13 protein-coding genes are annotated in these 16,220 nt (G+C 47.1%); 6 read left to right on the top strand and 7 right to left on the bottom strand.

The window, feature by feature from the left end; all coding sequences use genetic code 11:
* Positions 1–127: 127 nt before the first annotated feature.
* Entirely contained in the window at positions 128–2,551 is a 2,424-nt protein-coding gene (plsB, locus tag J3U76_RS09550) for a glycerol-3-phosphate 1-O-acyltransferase PlsB (RefSeq protein ID WP_208005748.1), read from the bottom strand.
* A gap of 148 nt (positions 2,552–2,699) precedes the next feature.
* Between plsB and lexA the strand changes: the two genes are divergently transcribed.
* The 3 genes from lexA (at position 2,700) to dinF (ending at position 5,541) form a co-directional block, all read left to right on the top strand.
* Positions 2,700–3,314 carry a transcriptional repressor LexA gene (gene lexA / locus J3U76_RS09545; RefSeq protein WP_208005747.1) on the top strand — a complete coding sequence of 205 codons (615 nt, stop codon included), beginning with the start codon at positions 2,700–2,702 and terminating at the stop codon, positions 3,312–3,314.
* Positions 3,315–3,515: 201 nt separating this feature from the next.
* Complete coding sequence (locus J3U76_RS09540) at positions 3,516–4,166, top strand: SCO family protein (RefSeq protein ID WP_243454182.1); 651 nt, start codon at positions 3,516–3,518, stop codon at positions 4,164–4,166.
* 7 nt (positions 4,167–4,173) lie between these two features.
* Positions 4,174–5,541, top strand: coding sequence for an MATE family efflux transporter DinF (gene dinF, locus J3U76_RS09535; RefSeq protein WP_208005832.1), 1,368 nt, complete (start codon positions 4,174–4,176; stop codon positions 5,539–5,541).
* A gap of 13 nt (positions 5,542–5,554) precedes the next feature.
* Here dinF and J3U76_RS09530 read toward each other — a convergent pair whose 3' ends face one another.
* The 4 genes from J3U76_RS09530 to ybaK all read right to left on the bottom strand — a co-directional run bounded on the left by J3U76_RS09530 (position 5,555) and on the right by ybaK (position 8,490).
* Positions 5,555–6,277 (bottom strand): amino acid ABC transporter ATP-binding protein, encoded by a 723-nt coding sequence (locus J3U76_RS09530; protein ID WP_208005831.1) that lies wholly within the window; start codon positions 6,275–6,277, stop codon positions 5,555–5,557.
* Positions 6,278–6,279: 2 nt separating this feature from the next.
* The gene (locus J3U76_RS09525; RefSeq protein WP_208005746.1) at positions 6,280–6,924 is read right to left on the bottom strand and encodes an amino acid ABC transporter permease; all 645 of its coding nucleotides are present in this window, start codon (positions 6,922–6,924) and stop codon (positions 6,280–6,282) included.
* Between the two features lie 86 nt (positions 6,925–7,010).
* On the bottom strand, positions 7,011–7,784 hold the full coding sequence (locus J3U76_RS09520) for a transporter substrate-binding domain-containing protein (protein WP_208005745.1): 774 nt from the start codon (positions 7,782–7,784) through the stop codon (positions 7,011–7,013).
* Between the two features lie 247 nt (positions 7,785–8,031).
* Positions 8,032–8,490 (bottom strand): Cys-tRNA(Pro) deacylase, encoded by a 459-nt coding sequence (gene ybaK / locus J3U76_RS09515; protein WP_208005744.1) that lies wholly within the window; start codon positions 8,488–8,490, stop codon positions 8,032–8,034.
* Positions 8,491–8,623: 133 nt separating this feature from the next.
* Here ybaK and J3U76_RS09510 point away from each other — a divergent pair, with 133 nt between their 5' ends.
* Positions 8,624–9,583, top strand: coding sequence for a bile acid:sodium symporter family protein (locus J3U76_RS09510; RefSeq protein WP_208005743.1), 960 nt, complete (start codon positions 8,624–8,626; stop codon positions 9,581–9,583).
* 257 nt (positions 9,584–9,840) lie between these two features.
* Here the strand turns inward: J3U76_RS09510 and ppc are convergent, their stop codons facing one another.
* A complete protein-coding gene (ppc, locus tag J3U76_RS09505) occupies positions 9,841–12,501 on the bottom strand; it encodes a phosphoenolpyruvate carboxylase (protein WP_208005742.1) in 2,661 nt (886 codons plus the stop codon).
* A 448-nt stretch (positions 12,502–12,949) separates the two neighbouring features.
* Positions 12,950–14,113: an acetylornithine deacetylase gene (argE, locus tag J3U76_RS09500; protein ID WP_208005741.1), complete on the bottom strand. Its 1,164-nt coding sequence runs from the start codon at positions 14,111–14,113 to the stop codon at positions 12,950–12,952.
* A 293-nt stretch (positions 14,114–14,406) separates the two neighbouring features.
* On the opposite strand from argE, the gene argC reads away from it, so the two are divergent.
* Positions 14,407–15,420 carry an N-acetyl-gamma-glutamyl-phosphate reductase gene (gene argC, locus J3U76_RS09495; RefSeq protein WP_208005740.1) on the top strand — a complete coding sequence of 338 codons (1,014 nt, stop codon included), beginning with the start codon at positions 14,407–14,409 and terminating at the stop codon, positions 15,418–15,420.
* 6 nt (positions 15,421–15,426) lie between these two features.
* Positions 15,427–16,212 (top strand): acetylglutamate kinase, encoded by a 786-nt coding sequence (argB, locus tag J3U76_RS09490; RefSeq protein ID WP_208005739.1) that lies wholly within the window; start codon positions 15,427–15,429, stop codon positions 16,210–16,212.
* The last annotated feature ends 8 nt before the right edge of the window (positions 16,213–16,220 follow it).

Below are 16,220 nucleotides of genomic sequence, written 5' to 3'. Positions count from 1 at the left end.
GAGGAACAGCGCCAAGCGCCCAGCTTAAGATTGTAAAAAGGGGTCGGAGTCATTTTCTCTACGGGAAAATGACTCCGACCCCTTTTTTGCGTTAAGAGAAAGCTAAACACCGGCCGGTGCCATTCTCTTAGCCCTGCAAACTTCGGCGGACGGCGCTGGGAAGTAGCGGATATAGGGCGCAGCCAAGCTGTGCTAGCTCCTCTTGTTCAGTTTGAGTTTCATACCCATAACCGGCATCTGCCAATGCGTTGGCTAACATATTAAACAAGGTCTTATCAAATAGCTCGGGCGCTTGAATGCCATGTAACATGGCTAAGTGCTCGGCCAGCTGCTGACTGCGCGTTTGTAATTGCTGGCGAGAGCTTTGCACCTCGGGCTCTTGGTCTGAGGTTTCTGGTGAGCTTAATGCCGTCTGTTCTGTATTGGCCAAACATGCCACCACCACACTGTAACGCTGTAGCGAGGGCCGAATAATGCGGGCTAATAACAGCAGTTGCAGTTGTTGTTGTGGCACCAGCCACCAGCCTTGCTGATGAAATTGAATTAACCCTAACTGCGACAAAGCCGCCAGTTGGGTGTCTAGTTGTGCAGGTAGCTCTGCGATAGACACATTTAAAAACAGCTCGGCTTTTAATAGTGGGTATAAACGCTGTAGGCGGCGTAATAACTCGCTGCTCACTATGCCTTCGTGGCGCTCTATTAAGGTTGCAATTAGCGCAGGGAGTGCAAATAAATGCAGTATATTGTTGCGATAATAGCTTAACAGCACAGATTGTCGTCGATTAAGGTAAATGATTTCACTTAACGAATTGGTTTCTTGTTCAAATTTTCCTAACTCTAGTGCTTGCTCTAGTAATTGCTCACTGTTTTGGCTCGGAATAATAACCTGCGCGCTATAAGGGCACCGGCGCAGGTAATCTAAATACAGCTGTATTTGTTGTTGTAGCTGCTGGCGCGTTAGTGCTTGTCGGTCTGAAGTCAGCAGGGCGGTTGCACTGAGTGTTAAACCATTAACAGCGGCGGCGGCATTAATGCGGGTCATGACTTCTCGCGCAAGAGTTGGCGTTAATTCGCGAGCACTACGATTTGCATTGTCTTCTTGGGTTAGCCAGTCGGCTAGGGGCAAAGGCTCGCCAAAGTTAACAAAGCCTCGGCCAAAATTACGTAACTTACGAATAATGCCGAATAACTGCCAAGCGTTTTCTTTTTGCTTACTGCCCCCTTGCAGCTCTTTATGATAGCTGCTCACTTCCATTACATGCTCATAACCTAAATACACCGGAATAAGTGTGATCGGGCGCTTGGTATGGTGCATGGCAGCATCTAGTGTCATAGAGAGCATGCCGGGCTTGGCCGGTAATAAGCGCCCCGAACGCGAACGGCCGCCTTCGGCAAAATACTCCAGTGCATAGCCCCGTTGAAATAATAAATTGAGGTACTCTTTAAAAACGGTGGCATACAGCTTGTTGTCTTTAAAGGTGCGGCGAATAAAAAACGCCCCACCACGGCGAAATATAGGACCTGCTGGAAAAAAGTTTAAATTGATGCCAGCAGCAATATGGGGGGGCACCATACCTTGATGATAAATCACATAAGACAATAGCAAATAGTCCATGTGGCTACGGTGACAAGGTAAGTAAACTAATTCATGACCATCTTGTGCCAGCTGGCGCACGCGCTCGGCACCGGTCACTGATAAGCCCCGATATAACTTGTTCCATAGCCAGCCCAACAGTCGGTCGCCAAAACGAATCAGTGGATAAGAGAAATTAGAGGCAATTTCGTTCATATATGCCTGTGCCTTGCGTCGCGACAGGGCTATATCTTGTTGTTGCTGCTCGCTATGTTGGGCAATGGCATTCACGACTCCCTCGGTTGCTAATAATTGCTTGAGCAATAATTCTCTATTGGGCAATTTAGGGCCCGTTGCCGCGAGTCGTTGGCGGCTAAAATGAATGCGGGCAATGCGAGCCAGTTTATGGGCAAGTTTAGGATCGGTCGCCGAGCGCTCTTTTAGTTCGGGCAGTAATAGGGGCGCACTAAAACGAACTCGGTTTTCTCGGCCTTTTAACAGCACAATGCATGCTTTGCGCAAGGCGTTAGGGGAGCGACTGCGGGTAATGCTGAGTGATGAAGCAGCGTCGCCTTCCCGACCCGGCGCTCGGCCCCAGAACAAGCTTACGGGTATCAGCTGAATGGGGGGTGTGCTTTGCTCTTGGGCAGCTAATAACTGATTAAATTCAGCTAAATAAGGCGTGGCGCTGCGCGTTCGGCGAGCTAAGCTTGCTGGCTTATCTAAACAGATCACTCTAGGTTGTGCGGTGTTGTTGATGATTAAAGGCGAAAAGGGGCTAGGCAGCTTTAACTTTGCACAACAAAGCTCTAAAGTGAGTAAGTCTGAAATAGAAGCGGTTTTTAAGATATAAACCATGGGTTGGTCAAGGTTTATCGTCAACTCTGCTACAGGATCCGCAGGCAAGCTTTTATGGTTGACTAACACAGACATCATTGGCCGCAGTAGGCGGCGAGCAAAAGAAGAACCGAAAATCATACAGCGAAAACCCCAATATTAATGCGGCGGCAAGATTATCAGATCCGACCTCTGCTGTCTTGACCCACCTTAACGCCACATTTTGTGCTTGCTCTGTTGAATTTACTGGATATACTGACAGTTAGCTGTATAAATAAACAGGTGTGTTATGAAAGCCCTTACTCCACGTCAGTCACAGGTTTTGGATATTGTGAAAGAGCATATCCAGCAAACCGGTATGCCCCCCACTCGAGCTGAAATTGCGCGTACTCTAGGTTTCAAATCGGCCAATGCCGCTGAAGAGCACTTAAAAGCCTTAGCTAAAAAGGGCGTGATCACTATTATGCCAGGCACGTCTCGCGGTATTCGATTAGTTGAAGAAGTAGAGCAAGAAGAAGACGGCTTACCCCTAATTGGCCGTGTTGCTGCGGGCGAGCCTATTTTGGCGCAGCAGCATATAGAAAGTCACTATCAGCTTGATCCTAGCTTGTTTCATCCTGCGGCCGACTTTTTGCTGCGCGTGCAGGGTATGAGTATGAAAAATATTGGCATTATGGATGGCGACTTATTGGCGGTACATAAAACCCAAGAAGTGCGTAATGGCCAAGTGGTGATTGCTCGTTTAGACGATGAAGTCACGGTTAAGCGTTTTCAGCGCAAAGGTAGCAAAGTCAGCCTGTTGCCAGAAAACGAAGAGTTATCGCCTATTGAAGTTGACTTGCGCCATCAAGAATTGATTATTGAAGGTTTGGCGGTGGGCGTGATCCGCAACGCCGATTTTTAAGCTGCCTGCAGTTAAAGGCGGTGGCACAGCTGCCTGTTGGTTTATCTTAATCAATTGCCTACATCGTTAATATGGCTATCCACCACCCGTACTGTCACGGTAAGTTTAGATCTTCTGCATAAAGCACTCTACAATGCGGTTACTGTAAGTTAGCGCACTGTATATAGCAGCGGGTATTGCTATTTGTGATAGTTGAGGTAAATGATGACGAAAACAAGCAAATGGATTTGGGGGCTGGCCATTGCCTTGGTGGTGCTAGGCTCGGTGAGTGGTGGTTTTTGGTATTCAGATAAAAAGAATAATCTAACCGATGCGGTGGTGGTGTATGCCGAGCCTCAAGGGCTTGAAGGGTTTACACTTGTTAACGCGAGTAAACAGCCCTTTAGCGAGCAAGACTTTAAAGATAAATGGAGCCTAGTGTTTGTTGGCTATACTTTTTGCCCAGATATTTGTCCTACCACCTTGTCAGATCTAGCACAGATTTATCCTGAGCTTATTGCCATCAGCGATAAAACACAGGTGGTGTTTGTGTCTGCCGATCCTGCCCGAGATACGCCCGAGCGGCTTAAAACCTATACTGAATATTTTAACCCTAATTTTATTGCGGTTACTGCAGAGCATGAACAGCTTATGCCGGCAGTACAACAGTTAGGACTGATCTACGGTATTTTCGACCGTGAGGCGACTAATTATTTAGTAGACCACTCAGCCTCTATCGCTTTGGTTAACCCGAAAGGGCAGCTACATGCTTCTTTTAGGCCCGATTTTGATGAAGCCAGTGAAATGCCATTAGTAAATGGCCCTGAGTTGGTCAAAAATTTCTCCGCCATAGTGGCGCGCTGGCGCGATTAAACTCATGATGTGGTCCTCCTTTTTTAATGCCAGTCGCCACCGTCAGGTGTTTGCACTGGCCATGCCTATGGTGTTGTCTAATATTACCGTGCCCTTGCTTGGCTTGGTTGATACGGTTGTTATTGGTCACTTAGAACATGCCTATTATTTAGGGGGGGTCGCCGTTGGGGCCACCATTATTAGCCTTATCTTTTGGTTATTGGGCTTTTTGCGAATGTCGACTACCGGTCTTGCTGCCCAAGCAGTAGGCGCAAAAGATAATGAGCGATTATTGCAAGTGCTGGTGCGCGGCTGCTTACTAGCCGCGATACTGGCGTTGGCCATTTTATTACTGCAAACACCCATCACCGACTTGGCCTTTTGGCTAGTGGGGGGCAGTAATGAAGTGCAAATATATGGTCGTGAATATGTTTCGGTCAGAATTTGGAGTGCACCGGCGGCGTTAACTAATTTAGTGTTGCTTGGCTGGTTGTTGGGTAATCAAAATGCCCGTGCCCCTATGTTGCTGCTTATTTTAGGCAATGGCGCCAATATCTTACTCGATATCTGGTTTGTATTGGGGCTTGGCTGGCAGGTACAAGGCGCTGCGGCGGCCTCTGTGTTGGCGGATTACTTAGCCACGGCACTGGGAGCTTGGTTAGTATGGCGCACCTTACAACAACGAGCGTGTTGGCCCCAAGCAGGTTTTTGGCAGCGAACTTTACAGCTCTCCGCTTTTAAAAAGTTGTTAGGCCTTAATCGAGATATTTTTATTCGGGCACTCTGCTTGCAGCTGACCTTTGCGTTTATAACCTTTCAGGGCGCACGCCTAGGGGATGAAGTGCTAGCGGCGAATGCGGTACTAATGAACTTTTTAATGTTTATTTCGTTTGGCCTAGATGGCTTTGCCTATGCGGTAGAAGCCATGGTAGGTAAAGCGGTGGGAGCGCGTAATCGCGCAGAGTTTCGCCTCGCCTGTGCCCTTAACGTGTTTTGGGGCTTGATAGTGGCGCTGGTGTTTGTGCTGATCTTTAGCGTATTTGGCTCGACACTGATCCAGCTTATTACCAGTATTCCCGAGGTGCAAGAACAGGCTCTGCTGTATCTTCCTTGGCTTATGCTGATGCCAGTGGCGGCTTGCTGGTGCTTTATTTTAGACGGTATTTTTATCGGCACTACCCGAGGGGCTGATATGCGCGATATGATGTTGGCCTCGACCTTTGGCGTGTTTTTTCCGGTGTGGTTTATTGCTCAATCTCTGGGTAACCATGGTCTGTGGCTAGCCATGAGCTGCTTTATGTTAGCGCGAGGTATTACGCTGGCTTGGGCGTGGTGGCGTATAGAAAGTCGCCAAGGGTTTGTTGCAGGTAGCAGCCATCACGATATTGTCATGTGATAGCCACCTTACCTTAGAGTACTTTGCTTAAAAATTCCTGAGTTCTGGGCTCTGCAGGGTGATTGAATAAGGCATCTGGCGTATTTTCTTCGAGGATGTGACCTTGATGGATAAACACAACACGATCGCTCACTTCACGCGCAAACCCCATTTCATGAGTGACCACCACCATGGTCATCCCTTCTTGTGCAAGTTGTTTCATAACAGCTAACACCTCACCCACCATCTCTGGATCTAGTGCCGAGGTGGGCTCATCAAATAGCATAATTTTTGGACTCATAGCTAAGGCGCGAGCAATCGCTACCCGTTGTTTTTGCCCACCAGACAACTCTCCTGGGTACGAATTGGCTTTGTCAGAAAGACCGACCTTGGCTAATAACGCGAGTGCTACTTTTTTAGCCGCGGCTTTAGAAGTCCCTCTCGCTTTAATAGGAGCCAAGGTAATATTACCCAGTACGGTTTTATGAGGAAATAAATTAAAGTGCTGAAATACCATACCCACTTCTTGACGTACTTTGTTGATGTCAGTGTCTTTGTCGGTAATGTTTTTTCCATCAATAATAACTTGGCCAGAAGTGATCTCATCTAGGTTGTTCAAACAGCGTAAAAAGGTACTTTTCCCTGAGCCTGATGCACCAATAACACAGACGACTTCTTTTTCAGAAATATCAATTGATATGCCCTTTAGGACTTTGTTATCTCCAAAGGACTTTCTTAAATTGTTAACTTTAATCATGCTCATGGCAGCTGACATCTCCGCTCTAGGTAGCTAGATAATAAAGAGAGTAAGTAAATAATTATAAAATATATGGCTCCCACCGCAATCCAAATCTCAAACGCTTTAAAGGAGGCTGCAATTTGTACTTGCCCTTTTTGAGTAAGGTCGGCGATACCAATAACGGATAACAAAGAAGTATCTTTTAAACTAATAATAGCCTGATTGGTAAACGCAGGCAGCATACGGCGAAAAGACTGAGGCAAAATGATATAGCGCATACTTTGACCACTGGTTAAGCCAAGTGATCGGCCCGCTTCATTTTGACCTTTATCTAGAGATTGGATACCAGCCCTAATTATTTCAGAATAATAAGCTCCGGCATTAATAGCAACGGTAAAAATACCCGCAGCTTCACGATTGAGGTTGATAAAATCTAATGAGTTTAAACCAAAATAAATAAAGAATAATTGTACTAAAATAGGCGTACCACGGATGATGTCGACAAATATTTTAGCAATCCAAGTTAAAGGTTTTAATGGGGAGAGGCGCAATAAAGCGAGTATGAGTCCAATGCCAAACCCAAGAATAATAGCAATAAGGAACACTTTAAGAGTAACAAGTAGCCCTTGCCATAGGTAGGGCAGAGCTTCAATGACGACATCCATATTTAAGTCCTTAAAAAGATTTTTATAAAAAGTCGTTAACTAGAAGTATAAATTTCACTTAATAGTTAACGACTTCTAGTGACTGCTTAATCTAAATAAGTATTCATGATTTTATCGTATTCGCCACTTTCTTTTAAGTTGGCTAAGCCATCATTAATCATGTTTAACAGTTCGTCATTTTTATCTTTTAATACTGAAATGCCGTAGTCATCACCCGTGAGTCGCTCACCTACGGTTTTAAGCTCTAGTCCACCAGTGGCAATGGCGTAACTGATCACTGGGTAATCTTCCATTAGCGCATCGGCGGTACCATTAGTGACTTCCTGAAACATAGAAGCACTATCGCTTACCTGAATAATACTATAACCGTACTCTTCGGTATTTTTATCGGCAAAAGAGGCACCGACAGTCCCGTTTTTAACGACGACTTTTTTATCTGATAGATCGCTCAAACTTGTAATGTTTTGGTTATCATCTGCGACTACGAGTGACACGCCAGCTGCAAAGTAAGGATCTGAGAAATCTACGGTTTCTTTACGTTTATCCGTAATACTCATACCACCCATACCTATATCTAACATACCGGCCTGCATAGCAGGAATGATGCCAGAAAAGTCCATTTGCTCGATATTAATATTAAAGCCTTGGTCTTTAGCAATGGCGTTAATCAAGTCAACGTCGATACCGACCAGCTGCCCTTCTTGGGTAAATTCAAACGGTGGATAGGTATTATCTACCCCTACGTTATATACTTTATTTTCTGCATCTGCCGTGCTGCCAGCCGTTTGGTTCTCTGGCTTGTCACAAGCAGTTAAACCCAGAGCCGCAACCAAGCTTAATAAGGCCATATTCTTTTTCATACTGACTTACCCCTTCCATAAGGTTAGTTAACACCTCTCTTACACTCGAGGCCAAAGAAGTGTTGCTTTTATACGAAGTTACTATGTAAGTAACGGTAAATAAACGTTTTATTTCACCATTTCAAGCTATTAGAAAAGCTGATAACTGTCAATTTATTGTTAACAATATAGGCTGAAAGTGGGGGTTAGCACCCACGATTGAGCTGAGTAACAAAGTAGGGCTGTTAGGCTGTGCTTGCTGACTGTGTTAAGTGATATCAGCTATTGCCGCATTGAGTAAGCTGTGTAGCAAGTCAGCCGTTACCCCTAAAGATAAACCACGTTTACCCCCAGAAACCAAGATCTCAGCATGTAATTGCGCCGAGGCATCTACGACAGTGGTGAGCCGTTTCTTTTGCGCAAACGGACTAATGCCACCTATCTTATAACCCGTTAAGCGCTCGGCTTTGGTGGGCGGCATCATCTCTAGCTTCTTTACACCTGCGGCCTTGGCTAAGCGTTTTAAGTTTACTTTGCTAGACGACGGCACTAATGCGACGACAGCACCTTGTTCGCCTTCGGTGAGCAGCGTTTTAAACACCTGCTCTAAGGGTATTTGTAATTGGGTAGCAGCATGAGCACCAAAATCATCATGGGCGGTACAGTCATACTGATGCAGCGTAAAAGCCGCTTTTTGTTTTTCTAAAAACAAAATGGCAGGGGTCATAGCTATGTCCAAAGTAAAGAGAGTACAAACAAGCTTTATTATATAGACTCGCTTTTTACTTGTAATCTGTGCTAACAATTATGCTTTCGTTATCCGTACAGGGTGACATCACCTTTAATTAGAGAGAAACACCATGTTAGCCCTGATCACTCAGTTATTCCCGTTGTGGGCTTTGTTATTATCGGCGCTGGCTTTTTTTCAGCCTGAGCTATTTATCGGCATCAAAAGCCAAATTATACCTCTACTGACCATTACCATGCTGTGCATGGGTTTAACGCTGAGCTTCAATGACTTTCGCAATGTTATGGCCAGCAAAAAAGCCTTAGTTGTAGGAGTAATACTGCAGTTTAGCGTGATGCCAGTAGTCGCCTTATTGATCGCCATGTTATTTGGTTTTGATACCGAGCTAACGGTGGGCATGTTGTTAGTAGGCAGTGTGGCGGGTGGTACTTCGTCTAATGTGATGTGCTACCTGGCCAAAGGAGATACCGCTTTATCTATCTCGATGACAGCGATTTCTACTTTACTAGGTGTATTGTTAACACCATTACTAGTAGCAATGCTAGTGGGGAGAAATATCGATGTGCCGGTGCAGTCGATGCTAATTAGCTTATTGCAGGTCGTTGTGGCTCCAGTGTTGCTAGGCGTGGTATTAAATTATGCGCTGAGTAGTTTTGTGAAACGACTAGAGCCAGTATTACCGCTATTCTCTATGGCTGCTATCGTTTTGATTATCGCCATTGTTGTGGCCTTAAATGCCGATAATATCGTTCATATTGGTGGAGTAGTCGCTTTGGCCGTGGTGCTACATAACAGCTGTGGCTTACTGCTGGGATACGGTATTACTGCCTTGATGGGATTCGACAAAAAAATCTGCCGCACCATTGCCTTTGAAGTGGGGTTACAAAACTCTGGGCTAGCCACCGCCTTGGCTATGAAATTCTTTACTCCCGCTGCTGCGTTACCCGGCACACTGTTCAGCGTATGGCATAACATTTCTGGATCGTTGTTGGCCGGCTATTGGGCGAAAAAGCCCCTCGACGAGCCAGCTACTTCGGCCGAAGGAGAAAATGAAGTGGCAAGTAATGGATAGGCGGTGAAACATCAATGCGAGATGCCGGGGCAAGCCCGGTAAGGTGTGGTTTAACACAGAGCCGTAAGCTGTTAGCTTGCTACCGGTGTTTGTCGTTAACTTACGGCGTAGAGCGTATATCGATGTCTCAGCCGTCTTCCTGACGAATGTCAGGATCTTGGATTAGCCCAATAGCAAAGCGCCAAAAAGCCCCAGTGCCGTCAGGCTTAGGGGCTTTTTTATGTGTTTTCTGACAGCTGACAGCTGACCGCTAGGGGTTAACCCGTATTACGCATGCCGGCAGCAATACCGGCTATGGTCACCATTAGTGCTTGGTCTAATAGCGGGTGTAGCTCGCCTTCATGTTGGCGTGAGCGGTTGAGTAGTTCAGCCTGTAATACGTTGAGTGGGTCTGTATAAGGGTTGCGCAACTTAATTGACTCTTTGATCCAAGGTTCATTAGAGAGCAGTTCGGCTTCTTCTTTGAGTTGTAAGATTAGCGTCATGCTATCGCGCAACTCATCACGCAAGCGCTTGCCTAAAGGCTTAAGTTCATTGCTCACTAACAAGCTGTCGTAATAGGCGGCAAGACTAATGTCGGCTTTTAAAAACACCATTTCTAGCATATCGAGCCGGGCTCTAAAAAACGGCCAGCCTTCATTCATGGCCATAAGCGTTTCTTTGTCGCCTGCGTTAATGACTGCCTCTAATCCCTTATGTGCCCCTAGCCAAGCAGGCAGCATTAAGCGGTTTTGTGTCCAGGCAAAAATCCATGGAATAGCACGCAAGCTTTCAACGCCGCCATTGGGGTTGCGTTTCGCAGGGCGTGAACCCAGTGGCAACTTACCCAGCTCAAGCTCGGGAGTGGCGGCCCTAAAGTAGGGAACAAAATCCGGCTCTTCGCGAATAAGTGAGCGATAGTGGGTACAGGAAACATCACTCATGGTATCCATTAAGGCGCGCCACTCGGGCTCAGGCTCGGGTGGTGGTAATAAGTTGGCTTCTAATACGGCACTGGCATACAGCGCTAAGCTGTCGATGGCGACTTTAGGTAGGCCAAATTTAAAGCGGATCATCTCGCCTTGCTCTGTTACCCGTAAGCCGCCAAGGGTTGAGCCTGGGGGTTGTGCTAAAATTGCCTCGCGAGCAGGGCCGCCACCGCGACCTAAGCTACCGCCTCGGCCATGAAATAAGGTGAGCTTGATGTGCTCTCGGTCACTAATAGCGACTAATTTTTCCATAGCGCTGTATTGCGCCCAGCCTGCGGCCATCATACCGGCATCTTTGGAGGAGTCAGAATAGCCAATCATCACATACTGGCGACCCTGCATATAATTACGATACCAGGGTAGGGCATACAACTGCTCTATAACCTCGGCCCCGTTATTAAGATCTTCTAAGGTTTCAAATAGCGGTGCTACTGGCATGGGGAAGTTAACGCCACACTCTTTGAGTAATAGCTGTACTGCCAATACATCTGAGGGGGCGCCGGCCATCGAAATGGTATAAATACCGAAGGCATCAGCGGGGTGCTTGGCAATCACGCAGCAGGTATCTAATACTTCTTGGGTGTCGGCGCTGGGTTGCCAGTGGCTGATGGCGCTGTGTCTGGGTAAGAGCGGGCGGCGTGATTGCAGTTCATTAAGCAAAAATTGCTGCTTATCAGCTTCACTCCAATCGCCGTAATGGCCCAAGCCTAGGTAGTCTGTTATTTCGCTTAACGCTTGTGTGTGGCGCTCGCCATCTTGGCGGATATCGAGCTTGAGTAAATGAATACCAAAGCAGGCGACTTTACGGATCACATCCAGCAATAAGCCGTCGGCAATTTTTGTTAAACCGCAGGCTTGTAATGAGCGGTAGCACAATTCGAGAGGTTGGCGTAATTGTTCCGTGGTGGTAATTAAGTCTTGGGCGTCGGTACGTTGGCCTTGTACTTGGGCATTGAGATGGGTCAGGGTTTCGCGTAGGTCTTCGCGTAGCTTACGTAATATGGCGCGATAAGGTTCATTGCTTTCGCCGCGCATCTTGGGCAAGTTTTGAATGGCTTGGTGTAATTCGTCGGTAGCTTGTGACATCGACAGCTCAGATACTAGCTCTTGAATATCGGTCAAAAACAGCGAACTGGCCATCCAACGGCCCAAAAGTAACACTTCTTGGGTCACTTTAGCGGTAACAAAAGGGTTGCCGTCACGATCGCCGCCCATCCAAGAAGTAAAACGCACCGGAGCCGCATCTAGGGGCAGATTGACACCGAGTTGTGCTTGTAATTGTTGATCGAACTGGCGCATAAATTGCGGTAATGCGGGCCAGAGGCTATTTTCGATGACCGCAAACCCCCAGCGTGCTTCGTCGACCGGAGTAGGGCGCTGGGTGCGAATTTCATTACTGTGCCAGGCCTGGGTAATGAGTTGCTCAACGCGGGTGAGTAAGTTGGCTTTTTCAGCGTCAGGTAAGTCCAGTTCTAGGGCCGCTAAGCAGTCGTTAAGCTGCACATGCTTATGAATAAAGGTACGGCGGGTGACTTCGGTGGGGTGCGCGGTTAACACCAAGTCGATATCGAGGTCAGCCACGGCGGCTTTGATTTGCTCCTCGCACACTTGGGCATCTTTTAAATGCTCAAACACTTGATGAATAGGGCCCGCACCGGCTGCTTGCTGGGTATGGCGTGACACTGTGTGAAACTGTTCGGCAACGTTGGCCAAGTTTAAAAACTGATTAAAAGCCCGCGCCACTGGCAAGAGTTCGTCGTCACTCAGTTGTTTTAAGGTGTCGATTAGGCGTTGTTGGTCGTCACCGTTACCTTGACGCGCCGACTTGGCTAATTGACGTATGGTTTCTACTTTGTCGAGAAATGCCTGACCGTGGTGATCCTTAATGGTGTCCCCGAGCAATTGCCCCAGCAGACCTACATTGGCCCTGAGTGGTGCATGATTATCCATATTAGCCTCGTCTGTTTACGTTATTGTTATGTCTGCGAGTACTTATATAGCCAGCTTGTTGCTGAGCGGTCAATTTTGCAGGCCGAGTAAACAAAGGATTTGCGATCGAGTTCGAATATTAAGGGCAGCGCCGAGCGTCAAGCACCAGGCAAAACAAAGAGCTAAAGACTTTTTGCCACGGAACCCACGGAATCCACGGAAAAATTAACATGGGATAAGAGCAAAAAGTGATAAGAGAACTTTAATTGTAAGAGCTCGGTTCCTGATGATCTAATACTTGACCCCTACTATTAATCGTCACTTTCAGGCCTTATCACTATTGTTCAGTGTTGTTCCGTGGCAAATAGGGGTTAGTTCTAGGGCTAACAGCGAGATACCGGGGCTAGCCCGGTATGACGATGGTGGTGTGGGTTGTCTGTCTTTAGTTGTGCGCTGGGCGCCGGGCGCTTTACTTTGTCTCAGCCAAACAAAAGCGACTAACTAGACCTTGTATGATATCCAAAGTAGGTTTTACAAAGGATAAATCTAAGTACTCGTCGGGTTGGTGAGCTTGGGCAATGCTGCCTGGGCCTAGCACTATGGTTTGGCAACCAAGCTGGTTAATGTAGGGCGCTTCTGTACTGTAGTTGACAGCTTGCGCAGGGTTGCCCGAAATATCTGCTGCGGCCTTAACTAACTCACCGTCTGTGTCTGTGCTAAACGGCGGGTTAGGCTCATGCAAATGAAAAATATTCATGGTGTTTGGATGTTCTTGCTTAATGGGCTCGAGCGCGTGATGTAATAGACCCATTAGCTCTTCAGGCGGTACGCCAGGAATGGGGCGCATATCAAAGCTTAACTCGCAGCAGGCACAAATACGGTTAGGGCTATCACCACCGCTAATATGACCTAGGTTTAATGTCGGATATGGCACATTAAAGTGAGGGTTATGATATTTCTTTTTGAGTTGGCCTTGTAAGTCTAACAAGCGGCCCATGACTTTATGCATGATCTCTAGCGCATTCACGCCGTTGGCTGGATCAGAGCTGTGACCACTTTTACCGGTAATGCGGATCCCCTCAGACATATGACCTTTATGCATCATCACCGGCACTAATCCGGTGGGTTCACCAATAACAGCATAATCGGGTTTAATGGCCATGGCGCTGGCAATGGCACGAGCACCGGCCATGCTGGTTTCTTCATCGGCGGTGGCCAAAATGCGGATCGGCTTAGTGAACTTACTTAAGTCCATATCTTTAAGTGCTTCAATAATAAAGGCAAAAAAACCTTTCATATCAATAACACCTAAGCCATAGAGGCGACCATCTTCTTCGGTCAGTGTAAAGGGGTCTTTGGTCCAGCGGCCTTCGTCATAAGGCACGGTATCGGTGTGACCGGCTAACAGTAGGCCACCATCGCCCTCACCATGAGTGGCCACCATATTAAACTTACCCGGAGCATCTTCTAACTCTGTAACCTCAACCGCAAAGCCCAGTTGGCTAAACCAATCGGCCAATAGACGAATGATTTTTTCGTTACTTTGATCCCAGCTTGGCTCTGTGCTGCTAATAGAAGGAATGGCGATTAAATCGCGATACATATCCATCAATTTAAAAGGGGTAGCTGACATAGACTCTCCGTAGAATTGAGAACAGACATTATCCGTAAAAAGCTTAAATTTATATTCAATAATGTTGCATAACTATTTGTACATTGCTAGTCTAAACCCTCATTATTATTCGGGTAACTAGCGTAGCAAATGGCCATGATTTTCCTTTCTTTATTACTGCGACGACGACCGCTCGCTTAGCCATTATGTTTAAGGGCCATTGCATTAGGCTCTAGGGTGACATAAGCCCAGAAAACACGCTAGGCTGATGCCTGCATCTTCACCAAGCTAACTTCAAATTAACGGATACGCCCATGTTAAAAGCTGCAATTATTGGTGCCAGTGGTTACACCGGAGCCGAGCTGGCTGGCTTAGTTAAAGTCCACCCCGAACTCTCTTTAGCTGGCCTGTATGTGTCAGAAGGAAGTTTAGACGGCCATAAAGCATTTTCTAGTTTACACCCACGCTGGCGCGGATTGATTGACGAGCCACTTTTACCCTTAGACGATGAAGCATTAAGCCGCATTCATACCGAGGCAGATATTGTGCTGCTGGCCACCGCCCATGAAGTGAGCCACGACTTAGCCCCTGGCTTTTTGGCTAAGGGTATTAAAGTGTTTGATTTATCTGGTGCCTTTAGGGTGCCGGGTGAAGGCTTTTATGAGCGTTTTTATGGCTTTGCGCATCAGCATAGCGACTGGTTAGCTCAAGCGGCCTATGGCTTGGCAGAATGGAATCAAGCTGCCATTCAAAAAGCCAAACTGATTGCTGTGGCCGGTTGTTACCCCACAGCAGCATTAACGGCCTTAAAACCATTGCAAAACGCCGGTTTCATTGCTGATAATAATAAGCCGATTATTAGTGCGGTATCGGGTGTGACGGGGGCGGGGCGTAAAGCCAGCCTGGCCACCAGCTTTAGCGAAATTAGCTTTAAGCCTTATGGGGTGCTTAATCATCGTCACCAGCCAGAAATTAGCCACCACCTTGATAATCAAGTGGTGTTTCAGCCGCACTTAGGTAATTTTATTCGCGGCATTTTGGCCACTATCTATGTACAGCTTAATGACGATGTTACCGATGAGCAGATTGCCCAAGCGTATCATCAGGCTTATGACGGTCAAAAAATTGTACGTTTAACCGGTCAGTGGCCACAGATAAATGATGTGGCGGGCACCCCTTTTTGCGACCTGCATTGGGCGCGAGACGGCAACCAGCTTATTATAGTGTCGGCCATCGACAACCTATTAAAAGGCGCGGCCAGCCAAGCCATTCAATGTATTAATATTAACCAAGGATTCTCGCCATTAGCGGGCTTGGTTCAGGAGTAAGCAAGGATGACGCAGCACACACCGCTGGTGATTAAGTTGGGCGGCGCTTTATTAGAAAGCAATCAAGATTTAGCCGCTTTGTTTACCACCCTCAATACCTTTATTAACGAGGTTAAGCGGCCACTGGTATTAGTACACGGTGGTGGCGTTTTGGTGGATAATCAGCTTAAGGCCATGGGGTTAACCTCAACTAAAAAAGACGGCTTGCGTGTTACGCCACCCGAGCATATTGGCGTGATCACAGGCGCACTGGCTGGTACTGCTAATAAGCTGTTGCTGGCGCAAGCCATTACTCATGGTGTTAGCTCGGTTGGTTTATGCCTTGGCGATGGCGGTTTGTGCCGCGTGAGTCAGCTGGATCCAGAACTGGGTTCAGTGGGGCAAATTGAAGGTGGCGATGCAACCTTAATTAGCAGCTTATTAAGCGGCGGCTTTATGCCGATTGTTAGCTCCATTGGTATTACCTTTGACGGCCAGTTAATGAACGTGAATGCCGACCAAGCTGGCACCGCGATTGCAGAAGTGCTGAATGCAGACTTAGTCATGTTGTCGGATGTGAGCGGTATTCTTGACGGTGAGCGTGCGTTAATTAATGAGTTAACCGAAGATCGCGCCCTAACGCTTATGGAGCAAGGGGTGATCACTGATGGCATGGCCGTTAAGGTAAAAGCGGCGCTACAAGCGACCAAAAAACTGGGCAAGCCGGTGGCGGTAGGAAGCTGGCGTAACCCTGAACAGTTATTATCGCTGCTGGCGGGTGAGTCTGAGTTTGGGACTCGGATTTCACACTAAGGAGCTAT

Origin of the sequence: Oceanisphaera pacifica, assembly GCF_017498065.1 — a bacterium.
Taxonomy (GTDB): domain Bacteria; phylum Pseudomonadota; class Gammaproteobacteria; order Enterobacterales; family Aeromonadaceae; genus Oceanimonas; species Oceanimonas pacifica.
Note: the sequence above shows the minus strand (reverse complement) of the source record. Positions and strands in the feature narration are given on the sequence as shown.

Coding starts and splice junctions, on each gene's coding strand:
- lexA (WP_208005747.1), top strand. CDS start 2,700: ATGAAAGCCCTTACTCCACGTCAGTCACAGGTTTTGGATATTGTGAAA.
- J3U76_RS09520 (WP_208005745.1), bottom strand. CDS start 7,784: ATGAAAAAGAATATGGCCTTATTAAGCTTGGTTGCGGCTCTGGGTTTA.
- J3U76_RS09510 (WP_208005743.1), top strand. CDS start 8,624: ATGTTAGCCCTGATCACTCAGTTATTCCCGTTGTGGGCTTTGTTATTA.
- J3U76_RS09525 (WP_208005746.1), bottom strand. CDS start 6,924: ATGGATGTCGTCATTGAAGCTCTGCCCTACCTATGGCAAGGGCTACTT.
- dinF (WP_208005832.1), top strand. CDS start 4,174: ATGTGGTCCTCCTTTTTTAATGCCAGTCGCCACCGTCAGGTGTTTGCA.
- J3U76_RS09530 (WP_208005831.1), bottom strand. CDS start 6,277: ATGATTAAAGTTAACAATTTAAGAAAGTCCTTTGGAGATAACAAAGTC.
- ppc (WP_208005742.1), bottom strand. CDS start 12,501: ATGGATAATCATGCACCACTCAGGGCCAATGTAGGTCTGCTGGGGCAA.
- argB (WP_208005739.1), top strand. CDS start 15,427: ATGACGCAGCACACACCGCTGGTGATTAAGTTGGGCGGCGCTTTATTA.
- ybaK (WP_208005744.1), bottom strand. CDS start 8,490: ATGACCCCTGCCATTTTGTTTTTAGAAAAACAAAAAGCGGCTTTTACG.
- J3U76_RS09540 (WP_243454182.1), top strand. CDS start 3,516: ATGATGACGAAAACAAGCAAATGGATTTGGGGGCTGGCCATTGCCTTG.
- argE (WP_208005741.1), bottom strand. CDS start 14,113: ATGTCAGCTACCCCTTTTAAATTGATGGATATGTATCGCGATTTAATC.
- plsB (WP_208005748.1), bottom strand. CDS start 2,551: ATGATTTTCGGTTCTTCTTTTGCTCGCCGCCTACTGCGGCCAATGATG.
- argC (WP_208005740.1), top strand. CDS start 14,407: ATGTTAAAAGCTGCAATTATTGGTGCCAGTGGTTACACCGGAGCCGAG.